This window comes from Pseudomonas sp. LB1P83 (genome assembly GCF_054897885.1).
The window spans coordinates 6,331,150-6,343,533 of record NZ_CM142709.1; the positions used below are offsets into that span (position 1 = coordinate 6,331,150).

Annotated in this window: 16 protein-coding genes; 4 read left to right on the plus strand and 12 right to left on the minus strand. The window is 58.4% G+C overall.

The window, feature by feature from the left end; genetic code table 11:
- Positions 1-43: 43 nt before the first annotated feature.
- Both ACYZTY_RS29150 and ACYZTY_RS29155 read right to left on the minus strand, forming a co-directional pair.
- Positions 44-265 carry a DUF1161 domain-containing protein gene (locus tag ACYZTY_RS29150; protein ID WP_461956503.1) on the minus strand — a complete coding sequence of 74 codons (222 nt, stop codon included), beginning with the start codon at positions 263-265 and terminating at the stop codon, positions 44-46.
- A gap of 122 nt (positions 266-387) precedes the next feature.
- Positions 388-603 carry a dodecin gene (locus ACYZTY_RS29155; protein ID WP_010465710.1) on the minus strand — a complete coding sequence of 72 codons (216 nt, stop codon included), beginning with the start codon at positions 601-603 and terminating at the stop codon, positions 388-390.
- A 157-nt stretch (positions 604-760) separates the two neighbouring features.
- Here ACYZTY_RS29155 and ACYZTY_RS29160 point away from each other — a divergent pair, with 157 nt between their 5' ends.
- Entirely contained in the window at positions 761-1,087 is a 327-nt protein-coding gene (locus ACYZTY_RS29160) for an ElaB/YgaM/YqjD family protein (protein ID WP_010465712.1), read from the plus strand.
- On the opposite strand, the gene ACYZTY_RS29165 is transcribed toward ACYZTY_RS29160, so the two are convergent.
- Positions 1,084-1,977, minus strand: coding sequence for a LysR family transcriptional regulator (locus ACYZTY_RS29165; RefSeq protein ID WP_461956504.1), 894 nt, complete (start codon positions 1,975-1,977; stop codon positions 1,084-1,086). The genes ACYZTY_RS29160 and ACYZTY_RS29165 overlap by 4 nt on opposite strands.
- A gap of 112 nt (positions 1,978-2,089) precedes the next feature.
- Between ACYZTY_RS29165 and trpB the strand changes: the two genes are divergently transcribed.
- The 3 genes from trpB (at position 2,090) to ACYZTY_RS29180 (ending at position 4,686) form a co-directional block, all read left to right on the plus strand.
- Positions 2,090-3,310, plus strand: a complete 1,221-nt coding sequence (trpB, locus tag ACYZTY_RS29170; protein WP_461956505.1) for a tryptophan synthase subunit beta — start codon at positions 2,090-2,092, stop codon at positions 3,308-3,310.
- Positions 3,310-4,122 (plus strand): tryptophan synthase subunit alpha, encoded by an 813-nt coding sequence (gene trpA / locus ACYZTY_RS29175; RefSeq protein ID WP_461956506.1) that lies wholly within the window; start codon positions 3,310-3,312, stop codon positions 4,120-4,122. Before trpB ends, trpA begins: the two co-directional genes overlap by 1 nt.
- A gap of 120 nt (positions 4,123-4,242) precedes the next feature.
- Positions 4,243-4,686 (plus strand): anti-virulence regulator CigR family protein, encoded by a 444-nt coding sequence (locus ACYZTY_RS29180; RefSeq protein WP_461956507.1) that lies wholly within the window; start codon positions 4,243-4,245, stop codon positions 4,684-4,686.
- 54 nt (positions 4,687-4,740) lie between these two features.
- Here the strand turns inward: ACYZTY_RS29180 and ACYZTY_RS29185 are convergent, their stop codons facing one another.
- From ACYZTY_RS29185 to ACYZTY_RS29225, 9 genes are all read right to left on the minus strand, one after another.
- Entirely contained in the window at positions 4,741-6,702 is a 1,962-nt protein-coding gene (locus tag ACYZTY_RS29185; RefSeq protein ID WP_461956508.1) for a DUF7844 domain-containing protein, read from the minus strand.
- Complete coding sequence (locus tag ACYZTY_RS29190; protein WP_094469762.1) at positions 6,699-7,019, minus strand: DUF2388 domain-containing protein; 321 nt, start codon at positions 7,017-7,019, stop codon at positions 6,699-6,701. Before ACYZTY_RS29190 ends, ACYZTY_RS29185 begins: the two co-directional genes overlap by 4 nt.
- Before the next feature lie 28 nt (positions 7,020-7,047).
- Positions 7,048-7,365: a DUF2388 domain-containing protein gene (locus tag ACYZTY_RS29195; protein WP_461956509.1), complete on the minus strand. Its 318-nt coding sequence runs from the start codon at positions 7,363-7,365 to the stop codon at positions 7,048-7,050.
- A 107-nt stretch (positions 7,366-7,472) separates the two neighbouring features.
- Positions 7,473-7,790, minus strand: coding sequence for a DUF2388 domain-containing protein (locus ACYZTY_RS29200; RefSeq protein WP_461956510.1), 318 nt, complete (start codon positions 7,788-7,790; stop codon positions 7,473-7,475).
- 144 nt (positions 7,791-7,934) lie between these two features.
- Positions 7,935-8,144 (minus strand): DUF1127 domain-containing protein, encoded by a 210-nt coding sequence (locus tag ACYZTY_RS29205; protein ID WP_461956511.1) that lies wholly within the window; start codon positions 8,142-8,144, stop codon positions 7,935-7,937.
- Positions 8,145-8,403: 259 nt separating this feature from the next.
- Positions 8,404-8,556: a DUF1127 domain-containing protein gene (locus ACYZTY_RS29210; protein ID WP_370694728.1), complete on the minus strand. Its 153-nt coding sequence runs from the start codon at positions 8,554-8,556 to the stop codon at positions 8,404-8,406.
- Positions 8,557-8,939: 383 nt separating this feature from the next.
- Positions 8,940-10,433: an acetyl-CoA hydrolase/transferase family protein gene (locus tag ACYZTY_RS29215; RefSeq protein WP_461956512.1), complete on the minus strand. Its 1,494-nt coding sequence runs from the start codon at positions 10,431-10,433 to the stop codon at positions 8,940-8,942.
- 180 nt (positions 10,434-10,613) lie between these two features.
- Entirely contained in the window at positions 10,614-12,050 is a 1,437-nt protein-coding gene (locus ACYZTY_RS29220; protein ID WP_461956513.1) for an NAD(P)(+) transhydrogenase (Re/Si-specific) subunit beta, read from the minus strand.
- Entirely contained in the window at positions 12,050-12,373 is a 324-nt protein-coding gene (locus ACYZTY_RS29225) for an NAD(P) transhydrogenase subunit alpha part 2 (RefSeq protein ID WP_003187010.1), read from the minus strand. Before ACYZTY_RS29225 ends, ACYZTY_RS29220 begins: the two co-directional genes overlap by 1 nt.
- Positions 12,374-12,384: the final 11 nt, after the last annotated feature.

Sequence of the window (12,384 nt, forward strand, 5' to 3'; positions counted from 1 at the left end):
GCCGACGCAGTGCGTCGGCTTTTTGATTTGCGCAGGAGTCAGCCTACTTCGTGTAGACGATGACCTTTTTGCCCATTTCACAGGTGCCGACGACTTTACCGCCGGCCTCAGCGCCTTTATCGACGATTTCCAGTGAATAATTGGAAACACCCTTGGCATCAAGTTTCGCCGCGATTTCCGCTTTCAGCTCTTCGCACGACTTGCCCTCAGCAAACGCTGTTCCGGCAAGGCTCAACAAACCTACCGCTAAAATAAAATGCTTCATCGGTCGCATTCCCTGGTCGGATCAAAGGGAGCATCCAGCCCTCAGCCGGACGTACTCATATAGCGCTTTGCCATTCCCTATGGCACGCGGCCAGTGCGCAAGTTCAGAACACTGGCTCAAACTTAGCTGCTGGCAATCCGGAACCCGACTTTGAGCGTCACCTGAAAGTGGGCAGCCTTGCCGTCCTTGATGTGCCCGCGGGTTTCGGTCACTTCAAACCATTCCAGATGCTTGATGCTTTTATTGGCTTCGGCCAATGCGTTGTTGATTGCATCTTCAATGCTGCTGGTGGATGAGCCAACCAGTTCGACTTTTTTGTAGGTGTGATGATCAGTCATGGCGTTCTCCTCAGGGTGTGAAATACAGCCTAGCAGTGATTTTTCGTATTACTTCTGTCGGCTCATGCGATGCAGAAGTTCAGATTTACTGCACTTTCTCGAACCCCTGAAGTCCCAACCAACACACGCTACTCATCACCAATGAAGGAGAGCCACCATGGCCAACACCTCTTTACGTAAAGCCTCATTGCAAAGCATGGAAGCCGAGATCGAGAGTCTGCTGAAATCTTTGGAAAACCTGAAGGACGACGCCTCGGACGAGTCGCGTAAAACCCTTAAAGCGCTGAAAGGCAACGCCGAGAACGCGCTGAAGCATTCGCGCCATCTGCTCAGCGATGCGTATGAAGAAGTCAAAGTCAAAACCCGCGAAACCGGGATTGCCACTCGGGACTACGCCCAGGAACACCCTTGGACTACAGCCGGTGTCGCTGTGGGTGCACTGGGTCTGCTCGCGGCGTACTTGCTGTTCAAGCGCGGCGACTAATCTGTCTGGTGCAGCTCAGCCTTGAGCCACTGCGCCAACTGCCGAGCGCGCCCGTCCGCGGCGCGCTTGGGTAGCCACAACGCCAGTTGCGCCGGGGTTTCACTGAATCCCCAGGGCGCAACCAGGCGACCGGCCTTCAAGTCCTCGGCCACCAACGGCTCAGGTGCAATCGCTACCCCCAAGCCCGCCACTGCTGCCTCCAGCAAATAATACAAATGCTCGAAACCCTGACCGTACTTCAACGCCTTGGCGTCGAGGCCACTTTGCTGTGCCCAGCTCGGCCAGGCTTGTGGGCGCGAGGTGGTGTGCAGCAATGGCTCATTCAATAGCGCTGTGGCCGGCGCACCTTGCAGCCTTTCATAACCCGCGAAGCGTGGGCTCATCACCGGGCCGATTCGTTCGCTGGCCAACTCATAGACTTGCATGTCCGCCGGCCAGGGCGGCTCGGCGAACACCAGCAAGGCGTCGAGCCCCGGTCGACGCGGATCGAGATCGCCTTCCCCGGCCGACAGGTGCAGGCGCAGGTCCGGCAGGTCCGCATTCAATCGTCCCAGGCGTGGAATAAACCAGCGCGCCAGCAAACTTCCCGAGCAACCCAGGACGAACGGTGCGTCGGCGGTGCTTTGGGTCAGCTCCGCGCAAACCGTGCGCAGACGATCAAAGGCTTCAGCGCTGGCATCGCGCAATCGGACGCCGGCATCTGTGAGTTTCAGGCCGCGTCCATCCTTGATGAACAGGCTCACGCCCAAGTGCTCTTCAAGCACCTTGAGTTGCCGGCTGACCGCGCCATGGGTGACGTGCAGCTGTTCGGCGGCCTGACTGACGCTGTTCAGCCGTGCCGTGGCTTCGAAGGCGCGAAGAGCGTTCAGGGGGGGAAGGTCGTGGCTCATGGGATCTGTGAGTTTTCCTGACAGGTTATGGCGATCTTATCGGTTTTCAGTCTGGGGCGTCAGAGGTAGAGTGACCGTCATTGTCATCTCACGAATCCCACTGGAGCGACCCATGACCCAGACTAATCTGCGCAACGGCCCCGACGCCAACGGCCTGTTTGGCTCGTTCGGCGGCCGTTACGTCGCCGAAACCCTGATGCCGTTGATCCTCGACCTGGCCCGTGAATACGAATTGGCCAAGGAAGATCCGGCGTTCAAAGAAGAATTGGCCTACTTCCAGCGCGACTATGTCGGACGTCCAAGCCCACTGTATTTCGCTGAACGCCTGACTGAATTTTGCGGCGGCGCGAAGATTTATCTGAAGCGCGAAGAGCTGAACCACACCGGCGCGCACAAGATCAACAACTGCATCGGCCAGATTTTGCTGGCGCGGCGCATGGGCAAGAAACGCATCATCGCCGAGACCGGCGCCGGCATGCACGGTGTAGCAACGGCTACCGTGGCAGCGCGTTTCGGCCTGGATTGCGTGATCTACATGGGCACCACTGACATCGAGCGTCAGCAGGCCAACGTATTTCGCATGAAGTTGCTGGGCGCCGAAGTGATCCCGGTCGTGGCCGGGACCGGCACCTTGAAAGATGCGATGAACGAAGCACTGCGTGACTGGGTGACCAACGTCGACAGCACTTTCTATCTGATCGGCACTGTCGCCGGTCCGCACCCGTACCCAGCCATGGTTCGCGACTTCCAGGCCGTTATCGGCAAGGAAACCCGCGATCAACTGCAAGCCCAGGAAGGTCGCCTGCCGGACAGCCTGGTAGCGTGCATCGGTGGTGGCTCCAACGCCATGGGCCTGTTCCACCCGTTCCTCGATGACAAAAGCGTCGAAATCATTGGTGTGGAAGCCGCCGGTTACGGCATTGAAACCGGCAAGCACGCCGCCAGTCTGAACGGCGGTGTGCCGGGCGTACTGCACGGCAACCGTACCTTCCTGTTGCAGGACGACGATGGCCAGATCATCGACGCTCACTCGATTTCCGCCGGCCTCGACTATCCAGGCATCGGCCCTGAACACGCCTGGTTGCATGACATCGGCCGCGTTCAGTACACCTCGGTGACCGACGACGAAGCCCTTGATGCGTTCCACAAATGCTGCCGTCTGGAAGGGATTATTCCTGCACTGGAAAGCGCCCACGCGCTGGCCGAAGTGTTCAAACGCGCACCGAACCTGCCGAAAGATCACCTGATGGTGGTCAACCTGTCCGGCCGTGGCGACAAAGACATGCAGACCGTGATGCACCACATGGAACAATCAAAGCAGGAGAAACACTGATGAGCCGCCTGCAAACGCGTTTTGCCGAACTCAAGGAACAGAATCGCGCCGCCCTGGTGACTTTCGTCACCGCCGGCGACCCGAGCTATGACACTTCCCTGGCGATCCTCAAAGGCTTGCCCGGTGCTGGCGCCGATGTGATCGAGCTGGGCATGCCCTTCACCGACCCGATGGCCGACGGCCCGGCGATCCAGTTGGCGAACATCCGCGCCTTGGGCGCCAAGCAGAACCTGGCGAAAACCCTGCAAATGGTTCGCGAGTTCCGTGAAGGCAATTCCGAGACGCCGCTGGTGCTGATGGGTTACTTCAACCCGATTCACATGTACGGCGTGCCGCGTTTCATTGCCGACGCCGTCGAAGCAGGTGTTGATGGTTTGATCGTCGTCGACCTGCCACCGGAGCATAACGGCGAACTGTGCGACCCAGCTCAGTTAGCGGGCCTGGACTTCATCCGCCTGACCACGCCGACGACCGATGATGTGCGTCTGCCAACCGTTCTGAATGGCAGCTCCGGCTTCGTCTACTACGTGTCTGTTGCCGGTGTGACCGGTGCGGGCGCGGCGACCCTGGAGCACGTTGAAGAGGCCGTTGCCCGCCTGCGTCGCCACACCGATCTGCCGATCAGCATCGGTTTCGGTATTCGTACACCGGAGCAAGCGGCTTCCATCGCGCGTCTGGCCGATGGTGTCGTGGTGGGTTCGGCGTTGATCGATCACATCGCCAATGCCACCACGCCGGACCAGGCGGTTGATGGCGTGCTGAGCCTTTGCTCGGCGTTGGCTGAAGGCGTGCGTAAGGCGCGCGTCAGCTGAAGGTAAAGTTCCTGATACAGAGGAATTAGAGCCTCGCGGCACAGACTAAACAGCAAGACCGAGGGCTTCAGAACTACGTTCTGAAGCCCTTTTTGCTGTATGTGCAGTGAGGAAGACCTGATGAAAATGCCGAAACGTCTGATTGCCAGCCTGGGTGTACTGATGCTCAGTGCCACCCCGCTGCTGCACGCGAGCGCCGATCAGCGCGACGATCACGACCACGGCGGCCCGCAGCAGGGTCATTACGATAACCATGGTGATGACCACCGAGGCCCGCAGGACAACCATCGCGGCGGCCCTCCGCCACGCGACTTCGACCCGGTGCGCCAGACTATCCACGATAACCACGGCTATTTCGTGCGCGGTGCACCACCTCCTCCCGGCATTCATCTGGTCCGTGGCCGTCCGTTGCCTCACGGCTATTACGGTGAGCGTCTGGACAATCGAGCCTTGGGACGACTGCCGTATTACCCGGGCTACGAATGGCGCCGTGCGGGGGGCGACATTGTGCTGATCGCCGTGGGCACCGGGATCGTCTATGAAATACTGGAAGGCGTGCTTTGATCTAACGTGCAGGCAAAAAGAAGGCTTCTTGGATCATCCACGAAGCCTTCTTGTTTATGGCAATTCCAATCCGCCCGCTGCTTTATGCAATTTGCGCAAATGTTCGCCAACTTGCTTCAGGTTGGCTTCATTGGCGGCCATCTCGGCCGCCCGGCTCGGTTCGAGCAGTGCCCTGACTTCCTTGTCCAGATCGCCGGTCAGCACCTGAAGCTGCTTCTGTCGCAGGTTACTTTCCGATTCCAGACGTTGCCATTCATTCGGTTGGGGCAATCCATATCCTCCGGTACCGAGCAGCTCCGCCGGACGGCTGAGGAAGCCGCTGTTGGCGAGGATCTGCTGCAAGGTCGCGTTCGCCTTGTCCATGCCGCCGTTCTTCAATTCCCGAGCGCCCAGATAACGCTGTTTCACTTCATCCTGGGCCAGCACCAACTGTTGACGGAAGCTTGCCTGCTCCAGCAACAGCAATGCGGCACTGGTGCGCAAGTCAGCTTGCTCAAACCATTGCCGACGTTCTTCCGCTTTTAATGCCAGCCAGTCTTCGACTTTTTCCTGCTTGATCGGCAAGTGCTTCTTCAGCACTTCGAACATCGCTTGATAACGATCACGAAAGGAGTCGAAGCGATAGCCCAGGCGCAGCGCTTCGCGTGGGTCATCCAACACGCTGGTATTCGCAAGTCCGCGGCCCTTCATCACTTCCAGCAAACCGTTGGGCATGATGCTGTCGAGCCCGACCAGTTTCGCGTTGTTGCTGCCGCTGCGCAGTAACTTCAGGCCTTCCACTGCGCAATTGTTGGAGAGGAAATAATAATTGCCGTCGTAACTCCAATGCATCTCGGCGGCGTGTTCCACGACGTCTTCAATCTCGCTGCGCGACAGGTTCAGCGGCACCGAAGCCAGGCTGCGCAGTTCAGTCTTGGTGTATTCGTCGATCACCTGGGCCAACGGCAGTACAAACAGCCGCGATGGGTATTTACCCACCAGTCCATCCCAGCTAGAGAGCTGCACGTCACCGACAAAGGCGCGGTAGGACAAGACCAGATGCTGGTCGAGATCGAGTCGACAGTCCGGTCCCCGTGGCCGACCCGGCGCGCAGATCACCAGGCGCAACATGCTGTGCCCCCAGCGGCTGACCCAGTTCTGGTTGGCTTCGGCCAGCAGATAGTCGACGGCGTACACCCGTTCCGGATCGACCTGACCCAGTGGCTGTTTGGCGAAGTCGTTGCCGGCATTGAGGAAGGCAAAGGACTTGCCGCAAGCGTCTTTGGCGGCGGGAGCCCAGCCGAAATGTTCTTTGTAGTAGCGATACAGCGCAGGACGACGGCAGGCATAGCTTGGGTCGAGGAGGAAATACTCCATGTTGACCGCGACGAACTCTTTGGGGCTGCTCGTTTCGTAGATGTCCGGGCTGCGGGCGATTTGCCGGTTGTGCTGTTCGCGCTCGCCACGGCGACCGACGTATTGCGGCCAGCCGGCCAGGTCGAGCAGGCGCGGGTCATCGCTAAGGGTAAAGCGGCGGTCGGATTGACCACGGCATTCATCCGGGATGCCGATCAGGCCTGAACTGCTGTTGCGCCGGGTACAGCGCTGGATCAGCGTGCGCTCCGCGTCTGGCCACAGACGCGAACGGTCGTAAATGTGGGTGAGTTCATGCAACACCGTTGCGAGCATTTCGCGGCGGACGGTGCCGTGGGGGCGATAGGTCTTCTTTGTCGCGGCGCTGCCGTCCGTGAGGCTGGCAAGCAGGTTGCGGTTCAAATCGAGTTCGGACACCAGTGAAGCCTGGCCATAGGCATTGCTCGGCATGTCGTCGGTCCAGCCGACATCAATGCGCCGATCCAGCCGCTCGATGAAGCGTGGCGGCAAGGCTTGCATGGCTTCATCGAGCAACGCCTGACTGGCTTGCTGTTGCTCGGGGCTCAGACCCTCGGTCTTGAGCCGTAATTCCAGGTCAGCCTGGGCCGTGTTGCAGAGTAGCAACATCAGCCCGGCCAGCAGCCAGGCACTTGGCGACTTCACAGTGCGAGGATGGCTTCGGCGAGCACCTGATCACTGGCATCCCGGGCTTCCGGCACACGGGTGCGCAACGTGTTGATGGCCGCTTCAAGGTGCGCGCCGCGTATGTCGCCATCGCTGGCAACGAAACTGGCGGCATCGTCGTGGGCTTCACGGATGATCTTCGAATCGCGGATCGACGTGGTGGTATCGGACGTGAAATCAAGGGTGCGCTGGGTGGCATTGATGATGATGTTACTGGTGGCGACCAGGGTGTGCGCCTGGGTCACATCGGCCAATAAAAGCAGGCCAAGGGCAACAGCAATCAGAGGGCTACGCATGGAACGACTCCGCAAGGACAAAGGATAACTATTGGACGAGAATTGCCTGCGCCAGTTCAAGGTCGCTTGCATGAAGTTTTGGCTGGGTCCGGCGCAGGTAAATCAGCGCGGATTCCAGTTGTGCCCCGCGTAGTTGGGCGTCACTGGCGATGAACGCCGCAGCGTCATCGTGTGCTGCAATCAGCAGCTTACGGTCGAAGGGGGCGGCGGTCACCATGCTCGTAGCGTAACCGGTGACCACAATGCCTTGTGTCGACAGGTTGAACGCGTCGTAGGCATAGGTCGAGCCCGACCAGCAGGCCGCGAGAATTACCGAAGTGAAAAACCGTTTTGAAAGAAAACGCATGAGACTCGATTGCTGAAAGCGAGTCCAAAGGCTAGCGCAATGCCCGGTTTAGAGCCAGTGCCGAAACATTGGGACACGACCGTCGTGTCCCATGTGAGACCTGTTGCTTAGATCGTCAGGATGGCCTGTGCCAGCTGTGCATCGGTGGCGTTCATCTGAGGAGCCTGGTGGCGAATGTGGTCAAGTGCGCTTTCCAGTTTCACGCCACGAATGGCGCCTTCGCTGGCGACGAAGCTGGCGGCATCGTCACGGGCTGCGCGCACGATCTTGTCATCGCGAAAGGAAGAAGTGACATCGGAGGTTGCATCGGAACTGGACTTCAGAGCGCCGACAACGGCGTCCGTGGTTACGATAAAGCTGGTCGCATGGGAATTGGCAGCCACGGCAAGCAGGGCTGCAGCGCTGAGCGGACGAAGACGGGACATGGTGTAACTCCTTTGGATAACCGATTGAAAGGTGATGAGGTAGCTGTTGAGTCAGACGCCTGTCGTACAGCGCTCGCCACGTTCTGGTTTGATATTAGGCCTGCTTTTATCGGTTCGAACAGTCCCTTGTGTTAAAGCAGGACCCTAGCGCCAGAACGGTTTATCCAATTCATTGACCCGATCTGCGTGGCTAATGCCCAGGTCTGAGAGTTGCTGATCATTGAGTTGGCCCAGCAAACGCCGGGTTCGAGCTCTCTCAAGGTTGGCGGCGAGTACCCTCAGCAAACGTTTAAGCCTGTTGAGTCGAGGCTTCATTTGGGGGGCGGGAGCAGAAGCATTCAGCAGGTTATTCATGGCGCAATCCTTTTGCCGGCGAGTCAGGACTTCCATATTGAGCCCTTCACTTCTGGACATACAGATACACCGCCATGAAATTGTACTGATGCAATCATCAATTTGTAAGAACTGTACCTGTCGCCGGCTATTCCTTTTGTACCGGCACTGACGAAGGCCGAAAACGACAAAGCCCGTCGTGGTTTCCCACGACGGGCTTTGTTTTTTCAATTTGGAGTGCTGGCGGTGGACCCGGTGGGTCAGAGCCAGCGACGCTAAGTTAGCGCCAGAACGGCTTGCTCAGCTCTTCGTAGCGTTGTGCTTCGCTAATCCCGGCATCAGCCAGCAGACGCGAATCCAGGCGAGCCAATTGATGGCGGCTGGAGATGCGGCGCTGCCACAGCATCAGGTTGGCAATAACGCGAAGAGGCATGGAAGCCTGGGTTTTTGCAGCGGTATCTTCGAAGAACAGTTCGGAACTGAGTGTACGTTCCATGGTTGACATCCTTCCGCTTGTGGCGGGATTAGGTAGTGGTTTAACTGATGCCAATGATCCTCTCGTTTGGCTAGTCTCTGTAGATACAGTTCACCTGTATTGTGAGGGACCAGTTAACTGTTAATAGGGGGTGTACTGGTCGAAATTGAGGCAACTGTACCTGTCCGCACTAACGTGGTGCGATATTGGTGTTTTGGCTTGGGTTGGTAAGCAATTGCTGTAGGAAAAGACCGGTACAGCAGTACAGTTTTTTACAGAATGGAATGTGGCAACGGCCAGCTGACGCAATTGTGTTTGCGTCAGCTGTTTTTTCCCCTGGATCAGACCGCCAGCATTCGCCCGGTTTCTTCCAGGTTCATGTGCCAGCTCAGGGCTTTGCGCAGGATGTGCGGGGTGTGTCCGCCCAATGCGCAAGCCGCCGTAAAGTAGTCATCCAGTGCCTGGCGATAATCCGGGTGCACACAGTTATCGATAATCACCCGGGCCCGCTCACGCGGCGCCAGACCCCGCAAGTCCGCCAGACCAATCTCCGTCACAAGGATGTCGACGTCATGCTCGGTATGGTCGACGTGGCTGACCATGGGCACCACGCTGGAAATCGCGCCGCCCTTGGCGATCGATTTGGTGACGAAGATTGCCAGGTGCGCATTGCGCGCAAAGTCGCCCGAGCCGCCGATGCCGTTCATCATCCGCGTGCCGCAGATGTGGGTGGAGTTGACGTTGCCGTACAAGTCGAACTCAAGCGCCGTGTTGATACCGATGATGCCGAGCCGGCGCACCACTTCCGGGTGGTTGGAAATTTCTTGCGGGCGCAGCACCAGTTTGTCTTTGTAGCGCTCAAGGTTGCCGAAAACATCGGTATTGCGACGGCTCGACAAGGTGATCGAACTGCCCGAAGCAAAGCTCAGCTTGCCGGCATCGATCAGGTCGAAGGTCGAATCCTGAAGCACTTCGGAGTACATCGTCAGGTCTTCGAACGGCGAGTCGATCAGCCCGCACATCACCGAGTTGGCGATGTTGCCAATCCCGGCCTGCAACGGGCCAAGCTTGTTGGTCATGCGCCCTGCGTCCACCTCTTGCTTGAAAAAGTCGATCAGGTGATCCGCGATTGCCTGGGTGTCGACGTCCGGCGGCAGCACAGTGGATGGCGAGTCGGACTGATTGGTGACAACGATCGCCACAATCTTTTCCGGCGGAATCGGGATGGCAGTGCTGCCAATGCGATCGTCGACCTTGACCAGCGGAATCGGCGTGCGGGTCGGGCGGTAAGTCGGGATATAGATGTCGTGCAAGCCCTCGAGGTTCGGGTTGTGCGCCAGGTTGATCTCGACGATCACGTGTTTGGCGAAAATGGCAAAGCTGGCCGAGTTGCCAACCGAGGTGGTCGGCACGATGTGGCCCTGCTCGGTGATCGCCACGGCCTCAATCACGGCGATGTCCGGCAGCTTGAGCTGCTGGTTACGCAGTTGCTCTACGGTTTCCGAGAGATGCTGGTCAATGAACATCACCTCGCCGGCGTTAATGGCCTTGCGCAGGGTGCTGTCGACCTGGAATGGCATGCGCCGTGACAGTACGCCGGCTTCGGTGAGCTGTTTGTCGAGGTCGTTGCCCAGGCTGGCGCCGGTCATCAAAGTGATTTTCAGCGGGGTGATTTTGGCGCGTTCGGCCAATGCGTGGGGCACGGCTTTGGCTTCGCCAGCGCGAGTGAAACCGCTCATGCCGACAGTCATGCCGTCCTGAATCAGAGCGGCAGCGTCAGCGGCGCTCATCACTTTATCCAACAACGAAGGCAAGCGAATACGATCACGGTACATGGATGGTTATCTCGGGTAACGGAAGCAAGGAGTGCAGTCTAGTGATTTGAAAAAAATCCGTCCCGCTACCATGGTCGAATGCAGAGCCCTGATTTAGAGCCTTTGGTCGGGTTTCACGGGGAATAAAAAAACCCCAGCCTACTAAAGGCTGAGGTTTTGGGTATTGCTTTGGAGCAGGTTTTACTCGATGGCTTTGACCATGTCTTCGATAACTTTCTTGGCGTCGCCGAAGACCATCATGGTTTTGTCCAGGTAGAACAGTTCGTTGTCCAGACCGGCATAGCCGCTGGCCATCGAGCGCTTGTTGACGATCACGGTCTTGGCTTTATAAGCCTCGAGGATCGGCATGCCGGCAATCGGCGATTTCGGATCGTTCTTCGCCGCCGGGTTGACCACGTCGTTGGCGCCGAGCACCAGCACCACGTCGGCCTGGCCGAACTCGGAGTTGATGTCATCCATCTCGAACACCTGCTCGTAAGGCACTTCGGCTTCGGCCAGCAGGACGTTCATGTGCCCTGGCATCCGGCCGGCGACCGGGTGGATCGCAAACTTCACGTTGACTCCCCGGTGAGTTAGCTTCTCCGCCAGCTCCATCAGTGAGTGTTGGGCGCGTGCCACCGCCAGGCCATAACCCGGAACGATGATCACGGTGTCGGCGTTGGTCAGCAGGAAGGTCGCGTCGTCAGCCGAGCCGGATTTCACCGGACGGGCTTCTTTCGAGCCAGCAGGGCCAGCTACGTCCGCCGTGTTGCCGAAACCGCCGAGCAGCACATTAAAGAAGGAGCGGTTCATCGCCTTGCACATGATGTACGAGAGGATCGCACCGGACGAACCCACCAGCGACCCGGCGATGATCAGCATCGAGTTGTTCAGCGAGAAGCCGATACCTGCGGCTGCCCAGCCGGAGTAACTGTTGAGCATCGAGACAACCACCGGCATGTCTGCGCCGCCGATCGGGATGATGATCAGCACACCCAGCACGAAGGCCAGTGCCAGCATCAGTGCGAAGGCACTGAGGTTGCCGGTCAGCATAAAGGTGATACCCAGCGCCAGTGTTGCCAGGCCCAGTACAAGGTTCAGCTTGTGCTGGCCACCGAACTGTACCGGTGCGCCCTGGAACAGGCGGAACTTGTACTTGCCCGACAGCTTGCCGAACGCGATCACCGAACCGGAGAAGGTGATTGCACCGATGGCGGCGCCGAGGAACAGCTCCAGGCGGTTACCGGCAGGAATCGAATCACCCAGCTGTTTAACAATGCCCAGCGATTGCGGCTCAACGACAGCTGCGATCGCGATGAACACCGCGGCCATACCGATCATGCTGTGCATGAAGGCGACCAGTTCCGGCATCTTGGTCATTTCAACGCGCTTGGCCATGATCGAACCGGCAGTGCCTCCGACCAGAAGACCGACGATGACGTAACCGATACCGGCGGTTGCCAGCTCAGCGCCCAGCTTATAGATGAGGCCCACGGTGGTGAGGATCGCCAGCGCCATGCCGAGCATGCCGTACACGTTGCCGCGACGGGAGGTTGTCGGGTGGGACAAGCCTTTGAGGGCCTGGATAAAGCAGATCGACGCGATCAAGTAGAGCGTCGTTACAAGATTCATGCTCATTACTTCGGCGCCTCTTCTTTTACGGCTTTCGGGGCTTTTTTCTTGAACATCTCAAGCATCCTGCGGGTCACCAGGAAGCCACCAAACACGTTCACTGCCGCCAGAGCCACCGCCAGTGTGCCCATGGTCTTGCCCAATGGTGTCACGGTCAAAGCTGCGGCGAGCATGGCGCCAACGATGACGATCGCCGAGATCGCGTTGGTAACCGCCATCAGAGGCGTGTGCAGTGCAGGCGTAACGTTCCAGACCACGTGATAACCGACATAAATCGCCAGCACGAAGATGATCAGGTTGTAGATACCGGGGGAGATAAGCTCTTCCATCGTCTGAATCC